At 73.3% G+C, this 25,561-nt stretch carries 19 protein-coding genes; 7 read left to right on the top strand and 12 right to left on the bottom strand.

Annotated features, from left to right (window positions below; translation table 11 throughout):
* Window positions 1–31: 31 nt before the first annotated feature.
* From ABT112_RS05080 to ABT112_RS05130, 11 genes are all read right to left on the bottom strand, one after another.
* On the bottom strand, window positions 32–682 hold the full coding sequence (locus tag ABT112_RS05080; RefSeq protein ID WP_351505666.1) for a GNAT family N-acetyltransferase: 651 nt from the start codon (window positions 680–682) through the stop codon (window positions 32–34).
* A gap of 268 nt (window positions 683–950) precedes the next feature.
* The gene (locus ABT112_RS05085; RefSeq protein WP_351505864.1) at window positions 951–2,387 is read right to left on the bottom strand and encodes a CoA transferase; all 1,437 of its coding nucleotides are present in this window, start codon (window positions 2,385–2,387) and stop codon (window positions 951–953) included.
* A 299-nt stretch (window positions 2,388–2,686) separates the two neighbouring features.
* Window positions 2,687–2,893 (bottom strand): hypothetical protein, encoded by a 207-nt coding sequence (locus ABT112_RS05090; protein WP_351505668.1) that lies wholly within the window; start codon window positions 2,891–2,893, stop codon window positions 2,687–2,689.
* A 491-nt stretch (window positions 2,894–3,384) separates the two neighbouring features.
* Window positions 3,385–3,642, bottom strand: a complete 258-nt coding sequence (locus tag ABT112_RS05095) for a DUF1049 domain-containing protein (protein WP_351505670.1) — start codon at window positions 3,640–3,642, stop codon at window positions 3,385–3,387.
* A gap of 412 nt (window positions 3,643–4,054) precedes the next feature.
* Entirely contained in the window at window positions 4,055–4,699 is a 645-nt protein-coding gene (locus ABT112_RS05100) for a LuxR C-terminal-related transcriptional regulator (RefSeq protein WP_351505671.1), read from the bottom strand.
* Window positions 4,700–4,942: 243 nt separating this feature from the next.
* Window positions 4,943–6,472 carry a sensor histidine kinase gene (locus ABT112_RS05105; RefSeq protein WP_351505673.1) on the bottom strand — a complete coding sequence of 510 codons (1,530 nt, stop codon included), beginning with the start codon at window positions 6,470–6,472 and terminating at the stop codon, window positions 4,943–4,945.
* Window positions 6,473–6,787: 315 nt separating this feature from the next.
* Entirely contained in the window at window positions 6,788–8,887 is a 2,100-nt protein-coding gene (locus tag ABT112_RS05110; protein WP_351505675.1) for a prolyl oligopeptidase family serine peptidase, read from the bottom strand.
* Window positions 8,884–10,416 carry a M20/M25/M40 family metallo-hydrolase gene (locus ABT112_RS05115; RefSeq protein WP_351505677.1) on the bottom strand — a complete coding sequence of 511 codons (1,533 nt, stop codon included), beginning with the start codon at window positions 10,414–10,416 and terminating at the stop codon, window positions 8,884–8,886. The genes ABT112_RS05110 and ABT112_RS05115 overlap by 4 nt, the downstream gene beginning before the upstream one ends.
* Window positions 10,409–11,242 (bottom strand): M55 family metallopeptidase, encoded by an 834-nt coding sequence (locus ABT112_RS05120; protein WP_351505679.1) that lies wholly within the window; start codon window positions 11,240–11,242, stop codon window positions 10,409–10,411. Before ABT112_RS05120 ends, ABT112_RS05115 begins: the two co-directional genes overlap by 8 nt.
* Before the next feature lie 289 nt (window positions 11,243–11,531).
* A complete protein-coding gene (locus ABT112_RS05125; RefSeq protein WP_351505681.1) occupies window positions 11,532–13,955 on the bottom strand; it encodes an MFS transporter in 2,424 nt (807 codons plus the stop codon).
* 281 nt (window positions 13,956–14,236) lie between these two features.
* Window positions 14,237–14,680, bottom strand: a complete 444-nt coding sequence (locus tag ABT112_RS05130; protein WP_351505683.1) for an SRPBCC family protein — start codon at window positions 14,678–14,680, stop codon at window positions 14,237–14,239.
* Between the two features lie 270 nt (window positions 14,681–14,950).
* Here ABT112_RS05130 and ABT112_RS05135 point away from each other — a divergent pair, with 270 nt between their 5' ends.
* Together ABT112_RS05135 and ABT112_RS05140 are read left to right on the top strand one after the other, a co-directional pair.
* On the top strand, window positions 14,951–15,994 hold the full coding sequence (locus tag ABT112_RS05135) for an Rv2578c family radical SAM protein (protein WP_351505685.1): 1,044 nt from the start codon (window positions 14,951–14,953) through the stop codon (window positions 15,992–15,994).
* 54 nt (window positions 15,995–16,048) lie between these two features.
* The gene (locus tag ABT112_RS05140) at window positions 16,049–16,609 is read left to right on the top strand and encodes a GNAT family N-acetyltransferase (RefSeq protein ID WP_351505687.1); all 561 of its coding nucleotides are present in this window, start codon (window positions 16,049–16,051) and stop codon (window positions 16,607–16,609) included.
* Window positions 16,610–16,819: 210 nt separating this feature from the next.
* Here ABT112_RS05140 and ABT112_RS05145 read toward each other — a convergent pair whose 3' ends face one another.
* Window positions 16,820–17,497, bottom strand: coding sequence for a HEAT repeat domain-containing protein (locus ABT112_RS05145; protein WP_351505689.1), 678 nt, complete (start codon window positions 17,495–17,497; stop codon window positions 16,820–16,822).
* A 371-nt stretch (window positions 17,498–17,868) separates the two neighbouring features.
* On the opposite strand from ABT112_RS05145, the gene ABT112_RS05150 reads away from it, so the two are divergent.
* The 5 genes from ABT112_RS05150 (at window position 17,869) to ABT112_RS05170 (ending at window position 25,561) form a co-directional block, all read left to right on the top strand.
* Complete coding sequence (locus ABT112_RS05150; RefSeq protein WP_351505691.1) at window positions 17,869–19,686, top strand: 3-hydroxyacyl-CoA dehydrogenase family protein; 1,818 nt, start codon at window positions 17,869–17,871, stop codon at window positions 19,684–19,686.
* Window positions 19,687–19,771: 85 nt separating this feature from the next.
* Window positions 19,772–20,596 carry a TetR family transcriptional regulator gene (locus ABT112_RS05155; protein WP_351505692.1) on the top strand — a complete coding sequence of 275 codons (825 nt, stop codon included), beginning with the start codon at window positions 19,772–19,774 and terminating at the stop codon, window positions 20,594–20,596.
* A gap of 540 nt (window positions 20,597–21,136) precedes the next feature.
* Window positions 21,137–22,474, top strand: a complete 1,338-nt coding sequence (ccrA, locus tag ABT112_RS05160; RefSeq protein WP_351505695.1) for a crotonyl-CoA carboxylase/reductase — start codon at window positions 21,137–21,139, stop codon at window positions 22,472–22,474.
* A gap of 10 nt (window positions 22,475–22,484) precedes the next feature.
* The gene (locus ABT112_RS05165) at window positions 22,485–24,554 is read left to right on the top strand and encodes an ethylmalonyl-CoA mutase (protein WP_351505697.1); all 2,070 of its coding nucleotides are present in this window, start codon (window positions 22,485–22,487) and stop codon (window positions 24,552–24,554) included.
* Window positions 24,551–25,561, top strand: coding sequence for an HpcH/HpaI aldolase/citrate lyase family protein (locus ABT112_RS05170; RefSeq protein ID WP_351505699.1), 1,011 nt, complete (start codon window positions 24,551–24,553; stop codon window positions 25,559–25,561). Before ABT112_RS05165 ends, ABT112_RS05170 begins: the two co-directional genes overlap by 4 nt.

Here is a 25,561-nt window from a genome sequence, read left to right on the forward strand (position 1 = left end):
CGGCGGCAGGTCCGGCCGTCCGGCGCCGCTCTCAGGACGCGGGCCGGTCGAGGTCCCCCAAGGAAGTGTCTTCGGTGGAGCAGCCCTTCGTGGTGGAACGGTGGGTGGGAACGCCCTCGCCGGATTCCGTCGGCGCGGCCGGCCGGTCCCGGAACATCTCGCTGGTGACGGCCCAGCGCTCGTGGTCCCGCCACTCACCGCCGATGTACAGGAAGTCGGGTGAGAACCCCTCGTGGCGGAAGCCGAGCCGCTTGACCAGCTTCAGGGAAGCGACGTTCCCGGGCTGGATGTTGGCCTCCAGACGGTGCAGCCCCAGTGCGTCGAAGGCATGGCGGATGACGAGCCCCAGCCCCTCGGTCATCAGACCGCGGCCCGCGGAGTGTGCGAAGGCCCCGTACCCGACGGCTCCGCACTGGAACGCCCCGTACACGATGTTGTTGATGGCGATGCCCGCCTCGATCCGGCCGCTCTCCCGGTCGCAGACGACATAGCCCTCACCGGACGGCACCTGGAATTTCGCGCTCCACATCTCGAACTCCTCCGCGTTCGAGGGCAGGAACGCGTACGGGTGGAGCAGCGCCGTGCTGGCCCGGACGGCGGCGGTGAACTCCTCCATGTCCTCGGGGCCGATGTGCCGGATGGCGACCCGGGGGCCGGTGGCGAGGTAGTGAGTGTCAGGCATCGGGACATCGTAGGAACGAGGGTCCGTCCGGCTCCAGTGGCGAGGCCCGCGTTCCGTCCCAGGGAGCCGCTTCCGCCCCGGGGGCTGGGAGCGGCCCGGGGAACGGAGGCGTCGGGGGGACTGGGGCGCCCCCTCACCGGCCGACGAGCGAGAGCCCGTCGGTGCCCCTCGACGGCGCCGCACGGACCCCTCAATGCCCCTCGGCGATGCCGCACGGCCCCCTCGATGCCCCCTCGACAGCGCAGGACGGGGACCGCCGGTGCTCGCGTCAGCGCCAGGCGGGCCGGTCGGTGCCCCAGATGCCGGGCGGGCTGGCCCAGTCCTCGGGGGAGCCTTCGAACGCGACCGGCGAGCGCGCGTAGCGCATCGTGCCGAGCGGGCCCGTGGTCTCGGCCCGCCGGCTCCGGGTGTCGTCGGCGGGAGCCGTCCGACCCGTCCGGTCCGTTTCCCGCGCGGCCCCGCCGGGCGCCGGGCCGCCGACGCCGGTGAGCAGCCAGGCCGCCGTGCGGGCGAGCGCGAGGGTCGCCAGCCGGCTGCCGCCCTCGTCCTGCTGCTCGGTGAGCGCCCGGAGCACGGCCGCGGCCAGCAGGTAGCCGCTGCCGTGGTCGAGGGCCTGGGCCGGGAGGGCACCGGGGCGGCCGTCCGGCCCCGACTCGGTCGCGGCGATCCCGGACGCCGCCTGCACCAGGCTGTCGAACCCGCGACGCCCTGCCCAGGGCCCCTCCGTCCCCCAGGCGCTCAGCCGGGCGACCACCAGTCCGGGCCGGCGTTCGGCCAGCGCGGCGGGGGCCAGCCCATGGCGGTCGAGCGCTCCCGGACGGTAACCGGTGACCACGACGTCGGCGGTGGAGAGCAGGTCCTCGAACGTGTCCCGGTCGGCACGGCTGCCGAGATCCAGCACCGCGGACCGCTTCCCGAATCCCGTGTCGGCGTGGTGGTCGGCGATCTCGGGAAGCTGCGGCGCGTCGATCCGCAGCACGTCCGCGCCGAGCAGCGCGAGCGTCCGGGTGGCGACCGGGCCGGCGATGACCCGGGTGAGGTCCAGGACGCGTACCCCGGAGGCGGGCAGCACCGGTCCGGCCGCCGGCAGCGCGGGGAGCGAGCGCACCGGGCCGTGGTCGAGGCGTTCGCGGTGCACCAGCGGCAGCGCGGCGGCGGCCAGGCCCTGCGGGTGTGCGGCCCACTCGACGGGGCCGCGGACGGCGATGGCCAGCCCCCCGGCCGCGTTCACGATCTCCTCGACCTCCTCCGCGGCGCGGAGCGTGAGCTCGGTGGCGAGCCGGCCGACGGTCGCCTCGTCGTCACCGGTCTCGCCGCCGGGGTCGGGGATCCCGAGGGCGTCGAGCAACCGGGCGCGGTGGTGCGGATAGTTGGCATGGGTCCGCACCCAGCCGTCCTTCGCCCGCCAGAAGCGGGAGAGCGGCGCGAACGTCTGCGGCACCCGGCCGTCCACGAGCAGTTCGCGCTCGCTGACGAACGCGGTGGCGACGGCCGCGTCGTCGACGGTCACGCGGGGAAGGTCTCCGCCCGTCCGCCGGGCGGCGAGTTCGGCGGCGGCCAGCGAGCACGCGGCGACGCACGCCCGCGCCAGCTCCATGACCGGGAGCGACGAAGGCAGCGCCCCCTCCGTGGCCCGGTAGTCGATCCGCGAGGGCAACGCCCGGTCGCCGCCGAGCGCGGACCAGGCGTAGGCCGTTCCGTCCATTACATGATCCATATCGGGATTCTGGCACCCCGTGCCAGGGCGCGACGGCCGAACGAGGGGATCGTGCCGCCCGGACGATCGAGCCGTCCGGGACCGGTGGGAGGGCGAAGTGCTCGGAGGGGCAGCGGGGACGGGCAGCGGCCGCGGGGACCGGCAGCGGGGACCGGCAGCGGGGACCGGCAGCGGGGACCGGCAGCGGGGACCGGCAGCGGGCATGGGTAGCACACGGGCAGCGAGCATGGGCAGCACCCGGGCAGCGGGCGGAGATACCCACCCTCCGCTCCTGGGCCACGGGCCCTTCACCCCTGGGCCACGGGGCAGGTTTCCTCCAGTTGAACGACGGCCAGCGTGATCTCGGCCGTGGTCTCGACCTCGCCCGGGCGTGGGTCCTGGGCGCACACCGTCCAGTGGTCACCCGCCGTCACCGCACGGCCCAGCCCGAGCGCATCGTAGGTACGGGGCGTGAGGAAACCCGCGGCCCGCGCCGTCTCCTGGGCCGCGGTCACCGTCTTCCCGACGAGGTCGGGCAGGGGTCTCCGATCGGCGGGGGCGGGCCCGTCCGGAGTGCGCCCGGCAGAAGCTGCCCCGGTGGCGGCGGAGCCGAGGGGAGGTGTGACGGCGGACACTGGTCCGGTGGGAGCGGGTCCGTCGGACGCGGGTCCGGCGGACACGGGCATGGTGAGAGCAGGTCCGGCGGACATGGGCCCGGCCGACACGAGTCCAGCGGACGGGGGCTCCGTGGGTACCGGCCCGGCCTCATGGGCTGATGGGTCGGTACGGGCTGACGGGCCGAAAGGGGCGGAGGGGCCGATAGAGGCGGACGGGCCGGAGCCCGGGACGGCCGCAGCTCCCCCCGACCCGGGGGTGACGCCGGACGGCCCCCGGGTGAGGGCGACAGCCGGGGCCGGTGGGACGGCCGCGGCGAGGGCGGCGACGGCGGCGACTCCGGCCAGGGCCAGTACGGTGGTCAGCCGCGGAACCGGGGTCCCGCCGGGTCTCACCGCCGCCTCCGGAAGAGGTACGCGCCGCACAGGATGCCGATGAGCACCATGGCCAGCAGGGCGACCCACAGCGGCATGATCACCTCCGGCACGATCAGCCTGATCTTGGTCTTGGCGGTGTTCTCGAGGATGAACACCAGGGCGAGGACCGCTACGACGATCACCGCCACCCGGCCGGGCGTCAGGGACTCCATGAAGCGTCCCTTCGCGCCGCGACTCCTGCCTCCCCTGCTCGTGGATGTCTTGGGACTCATGTCCGGACCCTCCTCCAGGGACATCGGCAGACCCTCTGTGTCCAGCATGTGCCCCCGGCGCGGGCTTGGCCTGCGGGTCCCGTCCCTCCGGGGAGGTCGGCTGACCCGTCCGGGTGAGCCCACGGGCCGTCCGGAGCCGGGTCCGACTCCGGACGGCCGCCGTGTTCGCGGACCCGCAGGACCCGACCTGCCCCACAGGACCGGCCCCACAGGACCAGTCCCATAGAACCGGCCCGAACCCGCAGGACCAGCCGGGCAGGACCGGGCCCCGAACCGGCAGGACCGGCAGCAGGACCGCCTCGGCCCCAGGCACCCGCTCGGCCCCCGGGTACCCACGCCCACGCCCACGCCCCCGACGGCCGGGGCCGGCCCCGGCCGTCGGGGCCATCAGCCGTCGGAGCCATCAGCGGTCTCAGACCCGCAGGTACCGGAGGACGGCCAGCACCCTGCGATGGCCGTCCTCCGACGGCGGCAGGTCGAGCTTGAGGAAGATGTTCGAGATGTGCTTCTCGACGGCCCGCTCCGACACCACCAACTGCTGAGCGATCCCGGTGTTCGTGTGTCCCTCGGCCATGAGGGACAGGACCTCGCGCTCGCGCGGTGTGAGGTGCTCCAGGCCCCGGGGCTGACGTCCCGCGCCCATCAGACGGGTCACCACCTCGGGGTCGAGGGCGGTGCCGCCGTCGGCGACCCGGCGCAGCGCGTCGACGAATTCACCGATGTCGACGACCCGTTCCTTCAGCAGATAGCCGACCCCCGCCGAGCCCTGCGCGAGCAGATCGGCCGCGTAGCGGGTCTCCACGTACTGGGAGAAGATCAACACACCCACCTCGGGCGTCTCCCGGCGGATGGCGATCGCCGCCCGCAGACCTTCGTCGGTGTGGTCGGGCGGCAGCCGGATGTCGATCACGGCCGCGTCCGGCCGGTGTTCGGTCACCGCGGTGTGCAGGGCCGCCGCGTCGCCGACGGCCGCCACCACCTCCACGCCCCGCAGGGCGAGGAGCCCGGCGAGCCCCTCGCGCAGAATCGCGGAATCCTCGGCAATGACGACGCGCATCGTCGGACAACCCCCGTGTTCTCGTCACCGTTCGGGACGCGCGCCGCCACCGGCGTCCCGGGCGGACCTGCCGCCCCGTCACCGCCCCGGGCGCACGCGCTCCCGGCTTCACCGCCCGCCCCGCCCCGCCACCGTCCTGGCCTGCGTCACGGTCCCGTCATCCGTTCCGTCCTGCCATGCGCTTCCGTCCTGCCATGCGCTGTGTCCTGCCATGCGCTGTGTCCAGCCACGTGTTCCGTCCCGTCATGCGTCACCGGCGGACGCCGGTCGGGGCGGAGCGGGGACGGCGTCGAGCGGTCGGCTCGACGGCGGGCAGGGCAGAGCGGGCAGGACGGGACGGGACGGGGCAGGACAGGGCAGCGCAGGACAGGACAGCGCGGGACAGGGCAGTACGACGGTGACCACCGTAGGCCCTCCGCTCGGGCTGTCGACGACGAGTGTCCCGTCCACCGTCCGGACCCGGGCCAGCAGTCCCGTCAGGCCGCTGCCGCCGCCGATCCGCGCTCCGCCGCCGCCGTCGTCCGAGACGGTCAGCCGGAGCAGCTCTCCCTCCCGCCGCACCGCCACGGCCGCGGCGCTGCCACCGCTGTGTTTGACGACATTGGCCAGCAGTTCGGCGGCGCAGAAGTAGGCGATGCTCTCGATCGCCGGAGGCGGCCGCTCGACGCCGTCCGCCGAGACCTCGACCGGCAGCGCGCAGTCCGCGGCCAGCGTGGCCAGCGCCGGCCCCAACCCCTGGTCGAGGACGGGCGGATGGATGCCGCGCACCAGGTCACGGAGGTCCGACACGGCCCGTTTGGCGTGGTCGCGAGCGGTGTCGACCACCGAGAGCAGCTGCTGCCGCTCCGCACCGGCGTCCACCAGCTCCCGGATCATGGTGAGGTGCATGCCCAGGCCGACCAGCCGGGCCTGCGTACCGTCGTGCAGGTCGCGTTCGATGCGCCGCAGGGTGGCCGCGGCGTCGTCCACGGCATGGGCCCGGGTCTCCTCCAGATCCCGGATACGGCTCTGCGCGGCACTCGGACCGAGCAGGACGCGCAGCAGCGACCGGTGCGGGGCGAGAGCGGCGCGCAGCACCAGGGGACCGCAGAGCAGCAGCGCCAGGCCCACCACCGACACCACCACCAGCAGCGGCCAGGAGTCGACCTCCAGCCCGGCGAAGGACACCGCGACACGGCGGGTGGTGCCGTCCGGCTCCCGGACCGTGGTGTGGTTCCACCGCTGAAGCACCGGCATGGTCAGGAACACCAGCCCGTAGACGTAGGCGACGAGCACGGTGACGAACGGGAGCACCGCGGTCACCGGGGCGGCGAGCAGCCAGCCCACCGCCCGCCACCCGGCCGGGTCCCGGAGCATCGCGCGGCGCCGGTTGAAGAGGCCGGACGCGGTACGGCGCTCCGGCGCGTCGAGATGTTCGCCCAACAGGACCCGGGCCAGGGCACGGTGGCCACCCGCGGCGCCCAGGCAGGCGCGCACGGTACCGGCGATCAGCCACGGCCCCAGCGGGGTCACCGACAGCACACCGCCGACGAGCAGCCCGGCCACCGCCAGGACCGCCCCGGCCAGCGCGAGAGGCAGCGCGAGGATCCCGTACAGCGCGGCGGCCAAACTGCCGGAGGCGGACGGCACGGTGAACAGCCGCGCCGTTCGTCTCCGACGCGGTCCCCCCTGGGCCGTCGTGCCACTGCCGACGCTGTCGTCGCTGCTCCCACTGCCACTGCCGCCGCCGCTGCTGCCGCTGCCACTGCCACTGCCACTGCCACTGCCGGACATGCTCTGCCCCTCCTGGAATCTCCGCGGTCCCCGCTCCGGTCCGCCTCCCTCACGGATTCCCGGACGAAGTCGGCGTCCTGGACGGTCCCCCGGACACCATCCCGGGTGGGCTCCCGGTCATCACCCGGGGTTGCGTTCCCCGTCTCCCCTGCCGTGCTGAATCCAGGATCTCCCGCGGAACCAGCGGCTCACCAGGGTGGCACCACGAGTCCAGGGGGTTCGGCCTCCCCCACCCCCCTCCCTCCGAACACCGGCCCACCGAACCCCGGTCCCTGAGGCGGCAGTCCTCGCCGTCGCGACAGAGCGCCCCTCACCTCACGGCACACCGAGCCCCGGTGCCGCCGCTGTCCCGGGACGGTGGGCACCACCGCGGGCGCTCCCGGCTTCCCCCGAAGCGCCCGGAGGCCCCGAAGCCCCTGGAGGCCCCGGAGGCCCCGAAGCAGCAGGCGGCTCCGGCAGCACAAGGCCGAACACCTCCGCATAGAGGGCCAGTTCCGCTTCGAGCACCCGGATCATGGTGTCCGCGCGGCGGAATCCGTGCCCCTCCCCTTGGAACGTGAGGTACCGGTACGGCAGGCCCCGCGCGGCCAGCTCGGCGGTGAACCGCTCGCACTGCTCGGGCGGGCAGATGACATCGTCCAGCCCCTGGAGGAGCAGCAGGGGCGCCCTGATCCCGTCCGCGCGGTGCAGCGGGGACCGTTCGCGGTTCCGGTCCGGGAGGTCGTCCGGTGGGCCCACCAGGCTGTCGAGGTAGTGCGCCTCGAAGTCGTGGGTGGCGTCGGCCCAGCTCGTGAGGTCCAGGACGGGGTAGGCGGCGGTGCCGCAGGCGTACACGTCCGTGCGGGCCAGGGAGGCCGCGGCCGTCCAGCCGCCGGCGCTGCCGCCGCGGACGGCGAGCCGGGCGCGGTCGGCGCTGCCCTCGTCGGCCAGTGCCAGGGCGACGGCGGCGCAGTCCTCCACGTCCACGATCCCCCACTGTCCCCGCAGCCGGTCGCGGTAGGCGCGCCCGTAGCCGGTGGAGCCGCCGTAGTCGACCAGGGCGACCCCGATGCCCCGGGAGGTGAAGTAGGCGACCTCCAGGTCGAGTACGGGAGCGGCGCGGCCGGTGGGGCCGCCGTGCGCCCACAGCACGTACGGCGGGAGCTCCCCGGCCGGGCCGGTGTGCGCGGGGTTGCGGGGCGGGTGGACATGGGTGTGGATCTCCCGGCCGCCGGGGCCCGGGAAGCTCCGGTGCCGGATCTCCGGGTAGTACGCCGGGTCGACCGGATCGTGGTGCGCGGCCCCGACCACCCGGGTACGGCCGGTGGCGGTGTCGAGTTCGACGACCTCGTGGCCGCTGTACGGCCCGGCGGCGACACCCGTCACCCGTGAGCCCTGTACGGCGAGGGACGGTTCCCAGTCCGTCCAGGGCCCGGGGGCGTCGTACAGTTCGCCGGTCCGGGGGTCGAGGATGCCGAGGGCCGTGGTGCCCGTGCCGTGCACCACGGCGATCAGCCCGTCCGACAGCGGGGCGAACCAGCGGCTGCCGAGCTTCCACAGCGGCCCGGCGAACTCCTCCGCGCGCGGACAGAGCGCGGTGGCCCGGCCGTCCTCCGGGCGGACGCGGTACAGATTCCACCAGCCGTCGCGGTCGCTCGCCACGAGCAGCGTCCCGTCGTCCGCCCAAGCGACCTGGGCGACGGCCTCTTCCGCACTCTCCGGCGCCCCCAGCAGCGTCCGGGGCGCGCCGAGCGTGCCGTCCGGCAGGACGTCGGCGAGCAGCAGCTCGGTGCCGTCCCAGGGCATCCTGGGGTGGTCCCAGGCGATCCAGGCGGCGTGCCGGCCGTCGGGGGAGAGCTGCGGGCCGGTGACGAACCGGCGCCCGGCGCCGGTGAGTTCACGCACGGCGGTCCGGTCCTCGGCGGCCGAGCCGTCCAGCGGCACCGCCGCGAGGACCCGCCGCACGGCGCCGGGTGGGTCACCGGTGAACTCCTCCAGGACGCACCACACTTCGCCGCGCTCGGGCAGGATCCGCGGGTCCGCCCAGCGCAGCCCCCGGCCGGCCGGCGACAGCGGCGTGAGGGGGCGGGGCGCCGAATCCGACGGCGCGTCCGGTTCGAACGCGTACAGCCGCTGGTCGGCGAAGTGGACGAAGACGCCGAGCGGTCCGCCCCCGTCCCGGGGCACGGCCGCCCAGGGGCTGCCGCCGTACTCCATGACCCGGCTGCGGACGTTCCAGGGCGGGGGAAGCAGGGAATGCGTGCGGCCGTCCGCGGTGCGCCGCACCAGCGCCCGCCGGCCGTGCTCACCGGGCCGCGGTTCGGTCCACCAGGTCTCGGCCCCGACGGTGCCGAGGAACTCCGGCCGGCCGTCGCGCGCGGCGGCCAGCGCGGCATCGATCGGCGAGCGCCACCCGCCGTAGGGGACCGTGGTCATGTTCCGCCGCCCGCGCCCGCGCCCGCGCCGGCACCACCCGGTTCCGCACCGCCCGGCTCCGTACCGCCCGGCTCCGCACCACCCGGTTCCGTACCACCCGGTGCCGTACCATCCGGTGCCGCACCACCCAGCTCCGTACTGCCCGGTCCGCCGCCCCCGGTCCGCGCCGTGGTGCTGTTCCGCAGGAAGCGGTCGAGGGCCCGGACGCCGAACTGGAGAGCCTCCACCGGCACCCGCTCGTCGACACCGTGGAACAGCGCCTGGTAATCGAAGCCTTCGGGCAGCTTCAGCGGGGAGAAGCCGTACCCGACGATGCCCAGCCGGGAGAACTGCTTGGCGTCCGTCCCCCCGGACATGCAGTAGGGCACCGCGGTGGCGCCCGGGTCGAAGTGCTCCACGGCCTCCCGCATGGCCCGGAAGGACGGGGAGTCGACCGGGGCCTGCAGCGGGACCTCGCGGTGGTGGAACTCCCAGTCCACGTACGGGCCGGTGAGGCGGTCGAGGGTCTGCCGGAACTCGTCCTCACCGCCCGGCAGGATCCGGCCGTCGACGAAGCCCGTGGCATGGCCCGGAATCACATTGATCTTGTAGCCGGCTTCGAGCACCGTCGGGTTCGTGCTGTTGCGCACCGTCGGCTGGACGATCGCGCCGGCCGGGCCCAGCTCGGCGATCAGGGCGTCGACGGCGCGGGCCAGGGCCTCCGGGTCGTCCGCGGGCAGCTCCGCCGCGATGCTGTGCGCCGCCGCGAGTTCGGTCAGCGCGGCCCGAACCGTCGGGGTGATCCGGACCGGCCACCGGTGGTCCCCGATCCGGGAGACCGCGCCGGCCAGTCTGCTCACGGCGTTCTCCCGGTTGACCTTGGAGCCGTGCCCCGCGCGGCCGTCGGCCGTCAGCCGCAGCCACGCCGTGCCCCGCTCCCCCGCCCCGATCGGGTAGAACCGCCGCCCGTTGGCGTGGAAGGTGAACGCGCCGGACTCGGAGATGCCCTCCGTACACCCCTCGAACAGCTCCGGGTGCCGGTCGGCGAGGAAGCCCGAGCCGTACTCGCCGTTGTCCTCCTCGTCGGCGGTGAAGGCCAGCACGATGTCCCGCCGGGGCCGGGCCCCCGTGCGCGCCCAGGAGCGGAGCACCGACAGGACCATCGCGTCCATGTTCTTCATGTCGATGGCGCCACGGCCCCACACCACGCCGTCCCGGACCTCGCCGGAGAAGGGGTGCACGGTCCAGTCGGCCGGTTCGGCGGGCACCACGTCCAGATGGCCGTGGACGAGCAGGGCCGTCTCCGTCGGGTCGGTGCCCTCGATCCGGGCCACCACATTCGTCCGGCCGGGCGCCCGCTCCAGCAGGACCGGTTCCATGCCTGCCTCGGTGAGCAGCCCCGCGACGTACTCGGCGGCGGGCCGCTCGGTGCAGTCCCCGCCCCCGTGGTTGGTGGTGTCGATACGGATCAGGTCCGAGGTGAACCGCACCACCTCGTCCATCGCGGTCTCGTCCACCGCCGCCCCGTCCGGGGCCGTCCGCTCAGCCATACTGCTCCTCCGTCGCCGCCGACACGATGGTGGTGACGGCCTTGAAGCAGCGGATGCCGTCGTACATCGTGTCGCTCGTGTAGGCGACCCGGCGCTCCCCGGTGGCCGCCACCCCCGGAACCACCGTCGCCGCTCCCGCCAGGTGCTCCGCGTCGAACTCCAGCTCCACGGTGAACGGCCCCTTCCGTGCCGGTTCGTGACGCATCGCCAGCCCCGCCGCCTCCTTCGCCGCCGCGCGGATGTCGGCGGCCGTGCGGGCCGGGGTGCGGCAGACCGCCGCGTACCGCGAGACGTAGTCCTTGACGGCCACGCCGCGCGCCCGCGGAGCCCATCCGGCGGCGTCCTCGCACGTTCTGTCGTCGCCGGTGACCAGCACCACCGGGACCCCGAACTCCGCGGCCACCAGGGCGTTGAGCAGGCCCTCGCTCGCGCGGGTGCCGTCGACCCAGACCCCGGTGACGGAGTTGGCCAGATAGGTGTGGGCCAGCACCCCCTCGGTGCCCGCACCGGTGTGATAGCCGACGAACGCCACCCCGTCCACGTCCCCGTGCTGCACGCCCTCGACCATGCTCAGCGCCTTGTGCCGCCCGGTGAGCATCTGCGCCCGGTCGTCGAGCTGCTCCAGGAGCAGGTTGCGCATGGTCCAGTGCGCCTCGTTGACCACCACGTCGTCCGCGCCGCCGTCGAAGAAACCGGCGATCGCCGCATTCACGTCGGACGTGAACAGGGGGCGGCAGCGCTCCCACTGCTCACTGCCCGGGAGCACATCGCCCGGCCAGGTCACACCGGTCGCGCCCTCCATGTCCGCGGAAATGAGGATCTTCATGCCACGACGGTACGCGCCGCCGCGGGGCCGAACCAGGCCTGTGGACAACCGCACCGGGCCGGCCGCGGGAAGTCAGCCCGTACGGCCCATGACCAGCGGCCGGACGGGCAGAGCCACCCCCAGCGCCCCAGCACCCCGGGACGAAAGCCTGCGTCGAGCAAAGCCGACGCGGATGGCGGGCCGCCTCTGCGCGGGCCCCTCCCGACGGCCCTTCACCACCCGGTTCCTCACCACCCGGCCCCGCACCCCCCGTCGGCCGCACCACCCGGCCGCCCCCGCCGACCGCCCGTCAGTCCTCGTGCCCGAGCTGGAGATCCCGTTCGGTGCGGCCCCCGCCGGCCACCTGGAGCACGGTGGCCACCGGCGGGTACCCGGCGGCGATCACCGTGTACTCGCCCGCCGACAGGTCGACGAACCGGAAGGTGCCGTCCAGTCCCGTCGTCAGGGTGTCGACCACATTGCCCGCCGCGTCCAGCAGGGTGACCCGGGCGTCCTCGACGGCGCGGCCGGCGTGCGCCCGTACGGTGCCGCGGAGCACCGCGCCGCCCGCGAGCTCGACGTCCTGCCGGGTCTCCCGGGCCGCCTGGACGGTGACGGCGAGGGCGGCCGGGCGGAAGGCCGGGGCGCTGGCGGCGAGAACGTACTCCCCGGCGACCAGCTCCCCCATCACATAACCGCCCTCCCGCCCGCTGCGGGTGGTGGCGACCACCTCGCCGCGGACGTCGGTGAGGGTCACCGTGGCGTCCCGCACCGGCGAGCCGTCCGCGGTCAGCACCGTCCCGGCGAGCCGGCCCGCGCCGCCGAGCACCACGTCGAGGTCGACCGGGCGCTCGCCGACGGTGACGCTCACGGCCTGCGGCTGGTGCCCGCCCGCCGCCGCGATGAGCACATAGGAGCCCGGTCCGGGCGTGCTCAGCGCGTACCGCCCGTCCTCGCCGGAGGCGCCGCGTCCGATCTGCCGGCCGGAGACGTCGATGAGGGTGAGCGCGGCGCGGGGGACCGTGGTCCCGTCGTGGTGCTGGACCGTGCCGCAGACCGGTACCCCGGCCGGCGCCGCGCCGGTGCCGGACACCGGGCCGGGGGCGGCGGTGGCGGCCCCGGTGGAGGACCGTGCGGGCGGGACGGTCGTGGTCTCGGCGGTGGGGGCGTGGTAGGACACCAGGGGTTTCTCCGTCAACAGGAAGGCGAGCAGGAAGCCGAGCAGCAGCACCGGCACGAGGTAGAGGAAGATGCGCGGCATGGCCTCGGCGTACGCCCGGATGTATCCGTCGCGCAGCGCCGCCTCCATGGCGTGCACCATCCGCGGGGTGATCGAGTCCGGCTCCGGCAGGGCGACCCCGGCGGGGAGTTCGTCCGCCAGGCTGTCGGTGAGCCGGCCGGCGAAGAGCATGCCGAAGACCGCCGCGCCGACCGAACCGCCCATCTGCCGGAAGTAGTTGTTGGCGCTGGTGGCCACGCCGAGGTCGGCGGGCGGCACCGCGTTCTGCACCGCCAGGACGAGCACCGGCATGACCAGACCGATGCCGACGCCGAGGATCGCCATCCAGACGCTGTACTCGGCCCGGCTCGTGTCCGTGCCGAGCCGGGACAGGAGCCACATGCCGACCATGGAGACGGCGCAGCCTGTCACCGGGTAGACCTTGTAGCGGCCGGTGCGGCTGATCATCTGTCCGGAGAGCACGGAGGCGAGCACGATGCCGCCCATCATGGGCAGCATCAGCAGTCCGGACTCGGTGGCGCTCGCCCCGTCGACCATCTGGAGGAAGGTCGGCAGATAGCTGGCGGCGCCGAACAGCGCGACCCCGATGACCATGCCGATGAGCCCGGTCATGGTGAACACACCGTCACGGAACAGCCGCATCGGAATGATCGGTTCGGGGGCGAAGTTCTCGACGACGACGAAGAGCAGCACCGAGCCCACGGCCCCGCAGGCGAGCCCGAGGACGACCCGGGAGGTCCAGGCGTACTCGGTGCCGCCCCAACTGGTCAGCAGGACCAGACAGGTGGAGGCGGCGGCGAGGAGGAGCGCGCCGAGGATGTCGAGGCGGGGCCGGGCGGCGGGCTTCGGCAGCTTGAGCACGACGGCGATGACGGCCAGGGTGACCAGGCCGAAGGGCACGTTGATGTAGAAGCACCAGCGCCAGGACGCGTGGTCGGTGAAGAAGCCGCCGAGCAGCGGTCCGGCGACGGAGGCGAGGCCGAACGCGGCTCCGATGGCGCCCATGTACCGGCCGCGTTCCCGGGCCGGGACGATGTCGGCCATGATCGCCTGGACGCCGATCATCAGGCCTCCGCCGCCGACGCCCTGGACCGCGCGGAAAGCGATCAGTTCGTTCATCGTCCCGGACCGGCCCGCGAGGGCGGAGCCGATGACGAACACCACGATGGCGAACTGGAAGACGCCCTTGCGGCCGAAGAGGTCGCCGCACTTGCCGTAGACGGGCAGCACGACGGTCGAGGCGAGGAGGTAGGCCGTCACGGCCCAGGACATCCGGTCCAGGCCGTGCAGTTCGCCGACGATCCCGGGGAGCGCGGTGGCGACGATGGTCTGGTCGAGCGCCGCGAGGAGCAGGGTCAGCATCAGGCCCAGGAAGACCGCCCGGATCCGGCGCGGGCCGAGCTGCGGGGGCGGTACGGGGCCGGCGGGAGGGTGGTCGGCGGGGGCGGCCGCGGCGGCCGGCCGCGCGTCCTTCACCAGTGTGGTCCCGCCCACGTACAGCTCCCCTCGTCGCGTTTGCGCCGCCAGTTGTCGCATTGCACGACAACCGGGAGCAAGCGCGACGATTCACCGGGACGAGGGACCGGATCGGGGCCCAACCACCGTGCGCCTGACGGGCATCGGGCGCTCATCAGCGTCTTTCGGCCGAGCCGGGGAATCCGCGGCACCTGCCCGAAGCCACCGGAAAACCACTCGTTCCGGTGAGCTTCGGGTGCGCTGCGGCGACGGCCCCGGGCAGCACCCGCGGCCGGTCGCCGAACGACGTACCTCCGGGGCTACTTCTCGACGTGGGCGGCGAGCTTGGCGAGCACCGCGTCGTAGATCCGGCCGAGACCCTTGGGGGCGAAGGTCTTCTCGAAGAAGCCGCCGATGCCGCCCGCGCCGTTCCAGACGGTGGTGACGACGACGTTGGCCGCGCCGGTCCCGGCCGGGGTCACGGTCCAGGTGGTGACCATGGAGGAGTTGCGGTCCTTCTCCACCAGCTGCCCGGCGCTGGGCTCGGAGACCTCCAGCAGGCAGTCGCGGACCCGCTTGCTGGTGGCCTGGAGCCTCCAGTGCACCAGGGTGCCCTCCCCGCTGCCACCCTCGCGCACCTCGTACTCGCTGAAGTGCTCGGGGAGCAGCTCGGCGCGGGTGCCGGAGTAGTCGGCCAGTGCCGTGAACACCGCCTCCGGTTCCGCTTGGACGATCCGCTCCGTGGTGGCCTCGACCTGCGCCATCGCTGTTCCTTCCGTCGACCTGCCGGTGTCCGGATCCGGGCCCGGATCTGGTGCCGCACAGCCAACCACCGGCGGCGCGCCCGCCCAAATCCGGCCGCCGCGGGGCACCGGCCGTCCGGGCACCGGCTGTCCGCACACCGGCCGCCCGCGCACAAGCCACCCCGTACCGGCCGCCGGGCACCGGCTGTCCGGCCCCGGCCGTCTGGCACCGCCGTCTGGCACGAATCGAATATCTGTTCTAGCGTGGAGCGGGCAAGGAAAGGAGGCGCCATGCGCTGGGACGGTCTCACCGACGACGCGACCACGGCGGCGCCCGCACTCTTCGGCACCGACGCGGTCACCCGCACGTTCGACACCCCTGAATTCCGCGGCATCACCTTCCACGAGGTCCGGGCCCGCACGATCGTGAACCGGGTGCCGGGGGCCTCCCGGATGCCGTTCGAATGGACGGTGAACCCGTACCGCGGCTGCTCGCACGCCTGCGTCTACTGCTTCGCCCGCAAGACGCACAGCTATCTCGACCTCGACACCGGAGCCGGGTTCGACTCGCAGATCGTGGTCAAGGTCAACGCGCCCGAACTGCTGCGCCGGCAGCTCGCCGCCCGGGGCTGGAAGGGCGAGCACATCGCCATGGGCACCAACGTCGACTGCTACCAGCGGGCCGAGGGCCGCTACCGGCTGATGCCCGGCATCCTCGCCGCGCTGCGCGACTACGCGAACCCCTTCTCCATCCTCACCAAGGGCACGCTCATCCTGCGCGACCTCGAACTGCTGCGGCAGGCGGCCGCGGTGACCGAGGTCGGCACCTCCGTCTCGGTGGGCTTCCTCGACCACGAGCTGTGGCGCACCGTCGAGCCGGGCACCCCGGCGCCGGAGCGCCGCCTGGAGGTCTGCCGCACCCTGATGGCCAACGACATCCCGTGCGCCGTCCTCATGGCCCCGGTCATCCCCTTCCTCAGCGATACGCCCGAGCAGCTCCGCGCGACGGTGCGGGCCATCGCGGCCGCCGGGGCGACCTCGGTGACCCCACTGGTGCTGCATCTGCGGCCGGGCGCCCGGGAGTGGTTCATGGAGTGGCTGGGGCACCACCACCCGCACCTGGTGCGGCGCTACGAGACGATGTACGCGGGCGGGTCGTACGCGCCGACCTGGTACCAGCGCCGGATCACCCGCCAGGTCCACGAGTACGCCCGGGAGTTCGGCATGGCCCCCTTCCGCGCGGGCGCGGCGCGCCGCGTCGCCGAACCACCGGCCACGGCCCCGTCAGCGGCGCCGGAACCAGAACCGGAACCGACGCAGCTCACGCTGTTGTGAGCGCCCCGGGAAAACCGCGGTGCGCCGGTCGGATCCCCCGCCTAGCCTGAACGCATGCTGCTCATCAGGGACATGACGGAGCGGGATCTGCGGGCCGTGTCGGCCGTGCGGGTGCGCGGCTGGCAATTCGCGTACACCGGGCTGCTGCCGCAGGCCACGCTCGACGCGATGAGCGTCGAGGAGGATCTGGCCCGGCGCCGGGAGATCTTCGCGCACGCCCGCGGCACCGCCGACGGCCCCACCGATCTGGTGGCCGAGCGCGACGGCGAGGTCATCGGCTGGGCCTGCACCGGCCCCTGCCGCGACGCGGACGCCGACCCCGGCGACGGTGAGCTCTACGCCCTCTACGTGCTCCCCGAACACCTCTCCACCGGCACCGGGCGGGCCCTGCTGACCGCCTCACTCGCGCGCGCCGCCGACCGCGGATTCACGGCGCTGCGCCTCTGGGTGCTCGAAGGCAACGCCCGCGCCCGCCGCTTCTACGCGATCGCGGGCTTCGCCCCGGACGGCGGGCGGGATCCGAACGTCGTGGACGGCGCACCGGCCCCGGAGGTCCGCTACACGCTCCGGCTGTCCGGCGCGGCGCCTGCCGGACCCGCCCCGCTCGGCCCGTAGGCCCCTTCCCGGCCCGCCGTCTCCATCCCTTCCAGCCGACCGCCTCCGCTCCCGTGCCGGCCGGCCGTCTCCCTCTCTTCCCGGCCGGCCGTCTCCGCCCCTTCCCCTCGGCCGCCTCCGCCCCCTCCCCGGCCCGGCGTCTCCCCCTTCCGCCCCACCGTCACCGCCTCCTGCGACCCGCCTCCTCCGAGACCACCGCCCCCACTCTCCTCAGCCCGTCGCCCCCGCGCCCAGCCGCGCCAGGGACGCCGCCGCGGCCGCGGCGAGCCGGGGGTGGTCCCGGGCCGCTTGCAGTACCGGTACGGCCCGGTCGTCGCCCAGCGCTCCCAGCCCCTCGACGCACGCCAGCGCGATCCGCCAGAACGGGTCGTGCGGGGCCAGCAGCCGCCGCAGGGTCGCGGTCAGCGCCGGCGCCGACTCCGGTGCGCGCAGCACGGTGAGCAGCCGGACGGGGTGCAGGGCGTACGCCGTGCGCAGTGGGTTGGTGGCCAGCGCCGCCGCGGCCCGGGCCGTCCGGGGGTCCCCGAGCCGGGCCAGGGCGGCGGCCGCGGTGGCGCACCGCTCCGGGTCCCGGTGGTTGAGCAGCAGCACCAGCGGTTCGAAGGCGCGCCGGTCACCGGCGCACGCCAGGCCGAACGCCGCGATCTCCCGGGCCCACAGCGGCCGGCCGGACTCGGCCAGCACCCCCGCCAGCTCCACGACCGCCCCGCCCGCACCGGCCGGCGCGACCGCAGCGGGCTCCCCGGCGCGCTCCCCGGTGAGCTCCCCGGCGCGCTCCCCGGTGAGCTCCGCGGTGAGCGCGACCAGCCGGACGTACTCCGCCCGCCCCTCCGCTCCCGCCGCTTCGGTCCGCACCCGTTCCGCCAGTTCGCGGAAGTCCTCTTCCATCGGCCGTCCTCCCCAGTGATCGGCAGTTGCTCGGCATCCGATCGGCAGCTGATCGGCAGTGGTCGGCGCCACATCTCCCGGCGCTCCCCGTCCCCTGGCGTACTTGGTTACTGACGGGTTAAGCTCTGGGTACGAGCACACCCGCTCGGGCGGCCTGGTGACGCAGCCGTCAGTGCAGTCGGTTCTGCACAGCACGCAGTACGGCACGGCCCCGGGACAGGGCCTGCCGCCTTTCTCTCCGGGCAGTGCTGCCCGTCGTGCATCACATCACGCAACTCCCTCCCGCGGTACGCCCTTTGGCGACCCCGGAAACCCTCAGTCGTCACTCTCCCCGCGCCCTCGGCCCGGGGAACACCCTCTGGAGTCTCGCGATGGACCGTTCGTCCACTCCTGATCCCGCCCCTGTCCCCACCGCCCTCGGCACGATCGCCGTCGTCGGCCTCGGCACCATGGGTGCCGGTATCGCCGAGGTGCTGACCCGCGCCGGCCGCGAGGTCATCGGGATCGACATCAGCGAAGCCGCCGCCCGGCAGGCCGTGTCCGCCCTGGAAGCCTCCACCGCCCGCGCCGTGGAGCGCGAGCGGCTGACCGAGCAGGAGCGGCGGGACGTCCTCGCCCGCTTCCGCACCTTCTCCGACCTGCAGGCGGCGGCCGACGCCGACCTGGTCATCGAGGTCGTGCCGGAGCATTACGAGACCAAGCACGAGGTGTTCTCGGCCCTCGACGCCGTCGTGCGGCCGGACACCATCCTGGCGACCGGCACCAACGCCCTCTCGGTGACCCGGCTCGCCGCCGACTCCGCCCGTCCGGAGCGCGTGCTGGGCCTGCACTTCTTCAACCCGGCGCCCGCGATGAAGCTGGTCGAGATCGTCTCCTCGGTGCTCACGGCGCCCGCCGCCGTCGCCGCGGTGACCTCCCTCGCCCACGAGCTGGGCAAGGAGCCGGTGGCGGTCGGCGACCGGCCCGGCTTCGTCGCCGACGGCCTGCTCTTCGGCTACCTCAACCAGGCCGCCGCGATGTTCGAGGCGAAGTACGCCACCCGCGAGGACATCGACGCCGCCATGCGGCTCGGCTGCGGCCTGCCGATGGGGCCGCTCGCCCTGCTGGACCTGGTCGGCATCGACACCGCCCGCCGGGTCCTGGACGCGATGTACGCCTCCTCCGGCGACCGGCTGCACGCCCCCGCGCCGATCCTGGGGCAGCTCGCCGAGGCCGGACTGACGGGCCGCAAGGCGGGCCGCGGCTTCTACACGTACGAGGCCCCGGGCAGCGCCACGGTGGTGCCCGACGCCGAGACGCCGGACCCGGCGGGTGCGGCCGCCGGGTCCGGCCGCACGGTCGCCAGCGTCGGCGTGGCCGGCTCCGGGACCATGGCGAGCGGGATCGCCGAGGTGTTCGCCAAGGCGGGCTACGACGTCGTGCTGGCCGCCCGCAGCCAGGACAAGGCGGACACCGCCAAGGTCCGGATCGCCAAGTCCCTCGCCCGCTCCGTCGACAAGGGCCGGATGACGGCCGAGCAGCGGGACGCGACGCTGGCCCGGGTCACCCCGGCCGGTTCCCTCGACGCGTTCGCGGACGTCGACCTCGCGGTCGAGGCGGTGGCCGAGGACCTGGAGGTCAAGCAGCAGCTGTTCGCGACGCTGGACAAGGTCTGCAAGCCGGGTGCGGTGCTCGCCACCACCACCTCCTCGCTGCCGGTCGTCGCCTGTGCCCGCGCCACCTCGCGGCCGCAGGACGTCATCGGGATGCACTTCTTCAACCCGGCCCCGGCGATGAAGCTGGTCGAGATCGTGCGCACGGTGCTGACCTCCGACGAGGTGCACGCGACGGTCCGCGAGGTCTGCACAGCGGTCCGCAAGCACCCGGTGGACTGCGGCGACCGGGCCGGATTCATCGTGAACGCCCTGCTGTTCCCCTACCTCAACAACGCGGTGAAGATGGTCGAGGAGCACTACGCCACCCTCGACGACATCGACGCCGCGATGAAGCTGGGCGGCGGCTACCCGATGGGCCCGTTCGAGCTCCTGGACGTGGTGGGGCTGGACGTCTCGCTCGCCATCGAGCGGGTGCTGCACCGGGAGTTCCGCGATCCGGGCCTCGCTCCCGCTCCCCTGCTGGAGCACCTGGTGGCGGCGGGCTGCCTGGGCCGTAAGACGGGGCGCGGCTTCCGCGAGTATGCCCGGCGCTGACCGGTCTCCGGGGTGGGGCGGGCTCCTGGAGCCTTCAGGGAGTCCGCCCCCGCACACGGACAGTGCACCGTGTTACGTTCCCCACATGTCCCAGCCCGTGAAGTCCGCTCGTACCCTGCGATCGTCCGAGAAGGGGGCGTCCGAGGGAGCCCCGGAGAGCGCGGGCAGCCGGCGGGCGGCCGCCCAGCGCCTCAAGATGCGCCGCGAGCTGGCGTCCGCGGCGATGGAGCTGTTCGCGACGAAGGGCTACGAGGCGACGACGGTCGACGAGATCGCCGCCGCCGCGGGGGTCGCCCGCCGGACCTTCTTCCGGCACTTCCGGTCGAAGGAAGAGGCGATCTTCCCGGACCACGACGACACACTGGTGCGGGCGGAGGCGGTGCTCGACGCGGCGCCCGCTCACGAGCACCCGCTCGACACCGTGTGCCGGGGCATCAAGGAAGTCATGCGGATGTACGCGTCGTCCCCCGCCGTCTCGGTGGAGCGCTACCGGCTGACCCGGGAGGTGCCCACGCTGCGGGAGCGGGAGATCGCCTCGGTCGCCCGGTACGAGCGGCTGTTCACCCGCTATCTGCTGGGCCACTTCGACGAGCGCGCGCACCACGTCGGCAACGACGACCCGCTGCTCGCCGAGGTCGCCGCCTCCGCGGTGGTGACGGCCCACAACCACGTGCTGCGGCGCTGGCTGCGCGGCGGCGGCAAGGGGGACGTGGAGGCGCAGCTCGACCACGCCTTCGCCATCGTCCGGGACACCTTCGGCAGCGGGATCGGCGCGGGCCGCTCCACCGCCGACCGGGAACCGGCGGCCTCGGTGTCCACGACCGGGGAGGTGCTGGTCACGGTGGCCCGCACGGACGCGCCGCTCAGCGAAGTGATGCGCACGATCGAGCGGGCCCTGAAGGACCGCTGAGACCCGGCCGGGGCCCCGCGCCGCACCGGGTACGCACGGGGCCACGCCGCCCCACAGCCCCGTCCGGTCGGCCGCGATCCGGCCAAGCGGCCGACCGTCGTCACCCCGAAGGCTTCCGGGAGCTTCCGGACGGCGCCTGCGGGCCTCCGGGCGGGTACGCCGGAAGACATGAGAAGCGTAACTTTCCGTACATTTTCGAGCACTTTTGGCAACGGCCGCCTCCATAGAGGCGGCCGTTGTTGCTCATACGTACCCCCCGGATGACATCTGAGAGAAATTCTTGGCACGCAGTGTCTTGCCGAGTGGCACGCGGTGCCATACGTTGAGGGTGTCCGGGCGGCCGGCGCGCAGAGACACCCTCGTGCGTCGGCTGTCCCCGCAATCCATGCGCGCCCGGACGCCTGCGTCACAGGCACCTCCTGCGCGACCCGCGCTGCCAGCACCACATCGCGCCGAACCGACGGCACCGCGCATCACATCCACGCATCAAGACCCCAGCGTTCCCTCAAGCGTTTTTCGACGCTTCGCCGGAGGCCCCAAGTGAACGAAATCCTGGACGCAATCGTCTCTCCCGACAGCACCGCGGACGACTTCGCCGCGCTGCCGCTCCCCGAGTCCTACCGGGCGGTCACCGTCCACAAGGAGGACGCGGAGATGTTCGCCGGCCTGGAGAGCCGCGACAAGGACCCGCGCAAGTCGCTGCACCTGGACGATGTCCCGGTGCCCGAGCTCGGCCCCGGCGAGGCCCTCGTCGCCGTCATGGCCAGCTCCGTCAACTACAACTCGGTGTGGACCTCGATCTTCGAGCCGGTCTCCACCTTCAGCTTCCTGGAGCGGTACGGAAAGCTGTCGCCGCTGACCAAGCGGCACGACCTGCCGTACCACATCATCGGCTCCGACCTCTCGGGCGTCGTGCTGCGCACCGGCCCGGGCGTGAACTCCTGGAAGCCCGGTGACGAGGTCGTCGCCCACTGCCTGTCCGTGGAGCTGGAGTCGGCCGACGGCCACAACGACACCATGCTCGACCCGGAGCAGCGCATCTGGGGCTTCGAGACCAACTTCGGCGGCCTCGCCGAGATCGCGCTGGTCAAGTCCAACCAGCTGATGCCCAAGCCCAAGCACCTGAGCTGGGAGGAGTCGGCGTCCCCGGGCCTGGTCAACTCCACCGCCTACCGCCAGCTGGTCTCCCGCAACGGCGCCGGCATGAAGCAGGGCGACAACGTGCTGATCTGGGGCGCCAGCGGCGGCCTCGGCTCCTACGCCACCCAGTTCGCGCTGGCCGGCGGCGCCAACCCGATCTGTGTCGTCTCCAGCGACCAGAAGGCGGACATCTGCCGCGCGATGGGCGCCGAGGCGATCATCGACCGCAACGCCGAGGGCTACAAGTTCTGGAAGGACGAGCAGACCCAGGACCCGCGGGAGTGGAAGCGCTTCGGCAAGCGGATCCGCGAGCTCACCGGCGGCGAGGACGTCGACATCGTCTTCGAGCACCCGGGCCGTGAGACCTTCGGCGCGTCGGTGTACGTCACCCGCAAGGGCGGCACCATCGTCACCTGCGCCTCGACCTCCGGCTACACGCACGAGTACGACAACCGCTACCTGTGGATGTCGCTCAAGTCCATCGTGGGCTCGCACTTCGCCAACTACCGCGAGGCGTGGGAGGCCAACCGCCTGATCGCCAAGGGCAAGATCCACCCCACGCTGTCGAAGACGTACAGCCTGGAGGAGACCGGCCAGGCCGCCTACGACGTGCACCGCAACCTGCACCAGGGCAAGGTCGGCGTGCTGGCCCTCGCCCCCGAGGAGGGCATGGGCGTGCGCGACGCGGAGAAGCGCGCCCAGCACATCGACGCGATCAACCGCTTCCGGAACGTCTGAGAGACCCTCGATGACTGAGCGCCAGACAGCGAGCGAGCCGGGGGGCGGATCCCAGCGCCCGGAGGCGAGCGAGCGCCCCAAGAAGGACCGTCCCTGGCTCATGCGGACGTACGCCGGGCACTCCACGGCGGAGGCGTCCAACGAGCTGTACCGGCGCAATCTCGCCAAGGGGCAGACCGGACTGTCCGTCGCGTTCGACCTGCCGACGCAGACGGGCTACGACCCCGACCACATCCTCGCCCGCGGCGAGGTCGGCCGGGTCGGGGTCCCGGTCTCCCACATCGGAGACATGCGGCGTCTGTTCCAGGACATCCCCCTGGAGCAGATGAACACCTCGATGACCATCAACGCCACCGCCATGTGGCTGCTGGCGCTGTACCAGGTGGTCGCCGAGGAGCACGGCGCCGACATCTCCAAGCTCCAGGGGACGACGCAGAACGACATCGTCAAGGAGTACCTCTCGCGCGGAACCCATGTGTTCCCGCCGGGGCCCTCCCTGCGGCTGACCACCGACATGATCACGTACACGGTGGCCAACATCCCCAAGTGGAACCCGATCAACATCTGCAGCTACCACCTGCAGGAGGCCGGGGCCACCCCGGTCCAGGAGATCTCGTACGCGATGAGCACGGCCATCGCCGTCCTCGACGCGGTGCGGGACTCCGGCCAGGTCCCGGCCGACAAGTTCGGCGACGTGGTCGCCCGCATCTCGTTCTTCGTGAACGCGGGCGTCCGCTTCGTCGAGGAGATGTGCAAGATGCGCGCCTTCGGCCGCATCTGGGACCGCATCACCCGTGAGCGGTACGGGATCGAGAACCCCAAGCAGCGGCGGTTCCGCTACGGCGTGCAGGTCAACTCCCTGGGCCTGACCGAGGCCCAGCCGGAGAACAACGTCCAGCGGATCGTGCTGGAGATGCTCGCCGTCACGCTCTCCAAGGACGCCCGCGCGCGGGCCGTCCAGCTCCCCGCCTGGAACGAGGCGCTGGGCCTCCCGCGCCCCTGGGACCAGCAGTGGTCCCTGCGGATCCAGCAGGTCCTCGCCCATGAGAGCGACCTGCTCGAGTACGACGACATCTTCGCCGGCTCGCATGTGATCGAGGCCAAGGTCGACTCCCTCGTCGAGGAGTGCCTGGCCGAGATCGAGCGGATCCAGGAGATGGGCGGCGCCATGGCGGCCGTCGAGTCCGGCTACCTCAAGGCCCAGCTGGTCTCCTCGCACGCCGAGCGGCGGGCCCGCATCGAGGCCGGCGACGAGAAGATCATCGGCGTCAACTGCTACGAGGGCACCGAGCCCAACCCGCTCACCGCCGACCTCGACACCGCGATCATGACCGTGGACCCCGCCAACGAGGCCCGTGTCGTCGCCGCGCTGCACGAGTGGCGCGACAACCGCGACGAAGGTGCCGCCCAGGACGCGCTGTCCGGCCTCAAGGGGGCCGCCGCCGGGGACACCAACCTCTTCGCCGCCACCCTCGCCTGCGCCCGCGCCGGCGTGACCACCGGCGAGTGGGCCTGGGCCCTGCGGGACGTCTTCGGCGAGTTCCGCGCCCCGACCGGGGTCAGCAGCGCACCGGTCGCGGTCGCCGCCGAGGCCGGGACCCCGCTCGCCGAGGTCCGCGCGAAGGTCTCCCGGACGGCGGAGGACCTGGGCAGCGGCCGGCTGCGGCTGCTGGTCGGCAAGCCCGGCCTGGACGGGCACAGCAACGGCGCGGAGCAGATCGCCGTCCGCGCCCGGGACGCCGGATTCGAAGTGGTCTACCAGGGCATCCGGCTGACCCCCGAACAGATCGTCAGCGCGGCGGTGGCCGAGGACGTGCACTGCGTCGGCCTGTCGATCCTCTCCGGCTCGCACGCCGAGCTGGTCCCGGACGTCCTGGACCGGCTGCGCCGGACCGGTTCGGACGATATCCCGGTGGTCGTCGGCGGGATCATCCCCTCCGCGGACGCCGAGAAGCTCCGCGCGGCCGGAGTGGCGGCCGTCTTCACCCCGAAGGACTTCGGCATCACGGAGATCATCGGCCGTATCGTCGACGAGATCCGGAAAGCGAACAAGCTCGACCCCCTGGAGGTCCCCGCATGACCCGCCTGTCTCCCATCACCGGCCTCGACGGAGGGGCACCGGCCGCCTCCTCGGTGAACCGCCTGCGTCCGCGCCGCTCCTGCCTCGCCGTGCCGGGCAGCAACCCGCGCTTCCTGGAGAAGGCGCAGGGCCTCCCGGCCGACCAGGTCTTCCTCGACCTGGAGGACGCGTGCGCGCCGCTCGCCAAGGAGGGCGCCCGGCACACCATCGTCGACGCGCTCAACAAGGGCGACTGGACGGGCAAGACCAGGGTCGTGCGGGTCAACGACTGGACCACCCACTGGACCTACCGCGACGTGGTGACCGTCGTGGAGGGCGCGGGCCCCAACCTCGACTGCATCATGCTGCCGAAGGTGCAGGACGCCACCCAGGTGCAGGCACTGGACCTGCTGCTCACCCAGATCGAGAAGACCATGGGCTTCGAGGTCGGGCGGATCGGCATCGAGGCGCAGATCGAGAACGCCAAGGGCCTGGTGAACGTCGACGAGATCGCCGCGTCCTCGCCGCGTCTGGAGACCATCATCTTCGGCCCCGCCGACTTCATGGCCTCCATCAACATGAAGTCCCTGGTCGTCGGTGAGCAGCCGCCCGGCTACCCGGCTGACGCCTACCACTACATCCTCATGCGGATCCTCATGGCGGCCCGCACCCACGACCTGCAGGCCATCGACGGCCCGTACCTGCAGATCAAGAACGTGGACGGCTACCGCGAGGTCGCCGGCCGCGCCGCCGCGCTGGGCTTCGACGGCAAGTGGGTGCTGCACCCGGGCCAGGTCGAGGCCGCCAACGAGGTCTTCTCCCCCTCCCAGGAGGACTACGACCACGCCGAGCTCATCCTGGACGCGTACGACTACTGCACCTCCGAGGCCGGCGGCAAGAAGGGCTCGGCCATGCTCGGCGACGAGATGATCGACGAGGCCAGCCGCAAGATGGCCCTGGTCATCGCCGGCAAGGGCCGCGCCGCCGGCATGACCCGCACGTCCACGTTCGAAGCCCCGGAGGCCTGA

This window comes from Streptomyces sp. NPDC002055, from assembly GCF_040296705.1.
Lineage (GTDB): Bacteria > Actinomycetota > Actinomycetes > Streptomycetales > Streptomycetaceae > Streptomyces.

Excerpts from the sequence above, each read along its gene's own strand:
- ABT112_RS05145 (WP_351505689.1), bottom strand. The coding sequence starts at position 17,497 with ATGGAAGAGGACTTCCGCGAACTGGCGGAACGGGTGCGGACCGAAGCG.
- ABT112_RS05095 (WP_351505670.1), bottom strand. The coding sequence starts at position 3,642 with ATGAGTCCCAAGACATCCACGAGCAGGGGAGGCAGGAGTCGCGGCGCG.
- ABT112_RS05150 (WP_351505691.1), top strand. The coding sequence starts at position 17,869 with ATGGACCGTTCGTCCACTCCTGATCCCGCCCCTGTCCCCACCGCCCTC.
- ABT112_RS05100 (WP_351505671.1), bottom strand. The coding sequence starts at position 4,699 with ATGCGCGTCGTCATTGCCGAGGATTCCGCGATTCTGCGCGAGGGGCTC.
- ABT112_RS05165 (WP_351505697.1), top strand. The coding sequence starts at position 22,485 with ATGACTGAGCGCCAGACAGCGAGCGAGCCGGGGGGCGGATCCCAGCGC.
- ABT112_RS05130 (WP_351505683.1), bottom strand. The coding sequence starts at position 14,680 with ATGGCGCAGGTCGAGGCCACCACGGAGCGGATCGTCCAAGCGGAACCG.
- ABT112_RS05085 (WP_351505864.1), bottom strand. The coding sequence starts at position 2,387 with ATGGACGGAACGGCCTACGCCTGGTCCGCGCTCGGCGGCGACCGGGCG.
- ABT112_RS05105 (WP_351505673.1), bottom strand. The coding sequence starts at position 6,472 with ATGTCCGGCAGTGGCAGTGGCAGTGGCAGTGGCAGCGGCAGCAGCGGC.
- ABT112_RS05170 (WP_351505699.1), top strand. The coding sequence starts at position 24,551 with ATGACCCGCCTGTCTCCCATCACCGGCCTCGACGGAGGGGCACCGGCC.
- ABT112_RS05135 (WP_351505685.1), top strand. The coding sequence starts at position 14,951 with ATGCGCTGGGACGGTCTCACCGACGACGCGACCACGGCGGCGCCCGCA.
- ABT112_RS05080 (WP_351505666.1), bottom strand. The coding sequence starts at position 682 with ATGCCTGACACTCACTACCTCGCCACCGGCCCCCGGGTCGCCATCCGG.
- ABT112_RS05120 (WP_351505679.1), bottom strand. The coding sequence starts at position 11,242 with ATGAAGATCCTCATTTCCGCGGACATGGAGGGCGCGACCGGTGTGACC.
- ABT112_RS05115 (WP_351505677.1), bottom strand. The coding sequence starts at position 10,416 with ATGGCTGAGCGGACGGCCCCGGACGGGGCGGCGGTGGACGAGACCGCG.
- ABT112_RS05140 (WP_351505687.1), top strand. The coding sequence starts at position 16,049 with ATGCTGCTCATCAGGGACATGACGGAGCGGGATCTGCGGGCCGTGTCG.
- ABT112_RS05110 (WP_351505675.1), bottom strand. The coding sequence starts at position 8,887 with ATGACCACGGTCCCCTACGGCGGGTGGCGCTCGCCGATCGATGCCGCG.
- ABT112_RS05155 (WP_351505692.1), top strand. The coding sequence starts at position 19,772 with ATGTCCCAGCCCGTGAAGTCCGCTCGTACCCTGCGATCGTCCGAGAAG.